Origin of the sequence: Bradyrhizobium sp., from assembly GCF_035273305.1 — a bacterium.
In the GTDB taxonomy this organism is placed as follows: Bacteria; Pseudomonadota; Alphaproteobacteria; order Rhizobiales; family Xanthobacteraceae; genus Bradyrhizobium.
This window is the reverse complement of sequence record NZ_DATEPI010000048.1, coordinates 1-3,714: the sequence shown is the minus strand read 5'-3', so window position 1 is coordinate 3,714 and position 3,714 is coordinate 1. Positions and strand designations below refer to the sequence as shown.

At 62.7% G+C, this 3,714-nt stretch carries 3 protein-coding genes; 2 read left to right on the top strand and 1 reads right to left on the bottom strand.

Features of this window, described 5'->3' with window-relative positions; translation table 11 throughout:
* Positions 1-78: 78 nt before the first annotated feature.
* Positions 79-387, bottom strand: a complete 309-nt coding sequence (gene rpmB / locus VJV58_RS03325; protein WP_324135921.1) for a 50S ribosomal protein L28 — start codon at positions 385-387, stop codon at positions 79-81.
* Positions 388-864: 477 nt separating this feature from the next.
* Here rpmB and VJV58_RS03320 point away from each other — a divergent pair, with 477 nt between their 5' ends.
* A complete protein-coding gene (locus tag VJV58_RS03320; protein WP_324135922.1) occupies positions 865-1,668 on the top strand; it encodes a DUF3108 domain-containing protein in 804 nt (267 codons plus the stop codon).
* A gap of 502 nt (positions 1,669-2,170) precedes the next feature.
* Positions 2,171-3,714: helicase-related protein (locus tag VJV58_RS03315; protein WP_324135920.1), on the top strand; the 1,544-nt coding region annotated here is incomplete at its 3' end.

The following is a 3,714-nucleotide window of genomic DNA, read 5'->3' as shown; positions in this document are numbered from 1 at the left end:
GTGCGTCATAACAAAACAGCCGGGTCTTTCGACCCGGCCGCAAAACTCTCAACCAGCAACTCAAGCTTGACGCGAACCTCAGCTCGCCTTTTTCTCCGGCGCGGGCGCCGCGGTCTTTTTCTCGATCGCGCGCTTCAATTCGAGCGCGCGAGGCGACAGCACATCCGCCTTGGCCTTGAGCAGGAACGCATCGAGACCGCCATTGTGGTCGACGCTCTTGATGGCATTGGTGGAAACGCGCAGGCGCACATTGCGGCCCAGCGCGTCGGAAATGAAGGTGACGTTGCACAGGTTCGGCAGGAACCGGCGCTTGGTCTTGATATTGGAGTGGCTGACCTTGTGGCCGACCAGCGGGCCCTTGGCCGTCAGTTCGCAGCGCCGCGACATTTCTAACAAATCCTCTGCCATTCCCGGCCTTTTCGGCCCGCTTGAAGGGGCGAACCGGGGTTCAAAATCAGGTGCATCCGGGAGCGGCGGACGTATAGGGGCTGACGCGCGAGGCGTCAAGTTTCAAGGGGTTTTCGCCTCCGCCCGAGAGCCCGAAAATGTCGAAATGATCGGCATTCCCAGGCCTCGTCGCGCCGGTCTGACGGATCAGCCGATGGCGCATCTTATAAACGGCGTATTCGCCGCCGACACGATCCTTTGTTCGTTGACAGGCGTGGTTCCCGTGCGGCCTGAGCCCGCGACTTTGCGACACGCCGTTCCAGGCCGGCCAAGCAGTATTTCGGAACGCGCGTTGTTTCGTCGGCATTTTTGCTTAAATGATGCTTCACACGCGCTTAACGCAGGACCGCCCTTAAGGTGAGCACGATCCGCACGATTTCGCCCCGGCTGGTCCCTGCGTCACGGTTGCTGCTTGTCCTGGCCGCTTTGGCGTCGCTGCTGGTTTTGGCGCATCCAGCCTTCGCGCAAGGCAGGCTGGATGCGCAATATGAGGCGACGCTGGCGGGCATTCCCGTCGGCAAGGGCGCCTGGGTCGTCGATATCGCGGACGATCAGTTTTCCGCGTCGGTTTCCGGCGGCACGGCGGGACTTCTGAAGGCGTTTGCCAGCGGCTCGGGTAGTGGCGCCGCACAGGGTCGCGTGGTTGGCGGCGCGTTGATTGCGACCAATTATGTCGCGTCCACCACCACCTCGAAGAAGACCGAGTCCATTCATATCGTGCTGGCGAACGGCAATGTGAAAGAATACGGCATCGAGCCGCAGCCGCCGGTCGATCCCGACCGCATTCCCGTCACCGACGCGCATCGTCGTGGCGTGTACGATCCAATGACCGGAGCGATGCTGCGCGTGTCCGGCACCGCCGATCCGCTCACCCCGGATGCCTGCCGCACCGGTGCCGCGGTGTTCGACGGCCGCATGCGCTACGACCTCAAGCTCGATTTCAAGCGGATGGACAGCGTCAAGGCCGAGAAGGGTTATCGCGGCCCGGTGGTGGTCTGCGCGCTCTATTTCACGCCGATCGCGGGCTACATCCCGGATCGGCCGGTCATCAAATACCTCGCCGCCCAGCGCAACATCGAGATCGCGTTCGCGCCGATCGCGGGAACCCGCATCCTGGTGCCGTTCTGGATGAAGATCCCGACGCCGCTTGGGCTGGCGATGCTGGAGGCCACCCAGTTCATCTCGACCGCCTCGCCCCCGCGCGTAGCGAAGACGAATTGAAGAGAGATTGGAGAGATGTACCGGCCCTCACGGAAACCGCGCGTGACGACCCCCGATGCAACCGGAATGATTGGTAACAGTTCAGACCGGGACGATCGGTGACAGGTCTCGGCCGGAGCAGGGACAATGGAGATCACGTTTTGACATCTGGCGGCTTGACTCTTTGCCGATTCTGATTCGACTCGGGCGAGCCAAAACGCTTAAGGGTTTTGTTGCCAAACCGCGCCTTGTCGATCGCGCTCAAACTTGATCTAGTGCCAGGGATCGATCGTGAACGCGAGATGTTGCGGTGAACGAAGCCGGAGACTACGGGAGTCAGCGATTCGGGCGCGATTCGTTCCGGACTCGTTCCAGAACTTAACCCGCGACCATGGAAGCGTCGCATTGTGAAACAGCTGCAACGAACACCAGATAACTAGCGCGTACTTTCGACCGGAAAACCGCTACATCGATTGCGGCATACGCGCCCAACGCCAGTGACGCAGAAACTACCTTAGAGATCATGGCCTTTACGTCCTCGCCGTCCAGCAATGGGCGGGCTCCCGGCGCCGGTGTGACCGCGGTGCTCGGTCCCACCAACACCGGCAAGACCCATCTCGCGATCGAGCGGATGCTCGCGCATTCCTCCGGCGTGATCGGTCTGCCGCTACGGCTTTTGGCGCGCGAGGTCTACAACAAGATCGCCGCGCGCGCGGGCGAGGATTCGGTTGCGCTCATCACCGGCGAAGAAAAGATCAAGCCGCCGAAGGCGCGGTTCTGGGTATCCACCGTCGAGGCGATGCCGCGCGATCTCGACGTCTCGTTTCTCGCCGTCGACGAAATCCAGATCGCGGCGGATCTGGAACGCGGGCACGTCTTCACCGATCGCATTCTGAACCGGCGCGGGCGCGACGAGACACTGTTGCTTGGCGCGGCCACCATGCGGCCGATCATCGAGCGGCTCTTGCCCGGCGCCTCGATCGTAACCCGGCCGCGGTTGTCGCAGCTTGAGTTCGCCGGCGATCGCAAGATCACCCGGCAGCCGCGGCGCACCGCGATCGTGGCCTTTTCCGCCGACGAGGTTTATGCGATCGCCGAACTGATCCGTCGGCAGCATGGCGGCGCCGCGGTGGTGCTCGGTTCGCTATCGCCGCGCACCCGCAATGCGCAAGTGGCGATGTTCCAGAATGGCGACGTCGATTACCTGGTCGCGACCGACGCGGTCGGGATGGGGCTCAATCTCGACGTCGATCACGTCGCGTTTGCCTCCGACCGCAAATACGACGGCTATCAGTTTCGCAGGCTCAATCCGGCCGAATTCGCGCAGATCGCCGGCCGCGCCGGACGCGCCACCCGTGATGGTACCTTCGGCACCACCGGCCGATGCGCGCCGTTCGAGCCCGAATTGGTGAACGCGCTACAGAATCACACGTTCGAGAGCGTCAAGGTGCTGCAGTGGCGCAATTCGAAGCTGGATTTTTCCTCGCTCGGCGCGCTGCAGGTAGCGCTGGCGCTGGCGCCCGGCCATGACGCGCTGACCCGCGCGCCGATCGCTGAAGACCTGCGCGTGCTCGATCACGCCGCTCGCGACGCCGAGGTACGCGAGATGGCGCATGGCGCGGCCGCGGTGGAGCAGCTGTGGGACGCCTGCCAGATTCCGGATTATCGCAAGATCGCGCCGGCCGCGCACGCCGAACTGGTGACGACCGTGTTCGATTTCCTGATGAAGAAAGGCCGGATACCGGATGCGTGGTTCGCCGCCCAGGTCGATCAAGCCGATCGCATTGACGGCGATATCGACACGCTGTCGGGCCGGATCGCGCAAATCCGCACTTGGACCTTCGTGGCCAACCGCCCCGATTGGCTCGCCGATCCCGAACATTGGCAGGGGATTACGCGCGAGGTCGAAAATAAATTGTCCGACGCGCTGCATGAACGCCTCACGGAGCGTTTCGTTGACCGTCGGACCAGTGTATTGATGCGCCGCCTGCGGGAAAACACGATGTTGAATACGGAAATCGGCAAGACCGGCGAAGTGATCGTAGAAGGCCATGTGATCGGCCGACT

What these genes read in the sequence shown, in the direction of transcription:
- rpmB (WP_324135921.1), bottom strand. Translation starts at nt 387, where the DNA reads ATGTCGCGGCGCTGCGAACTGACGGCCAAGGGCCCGCTGGTCGGCCAC.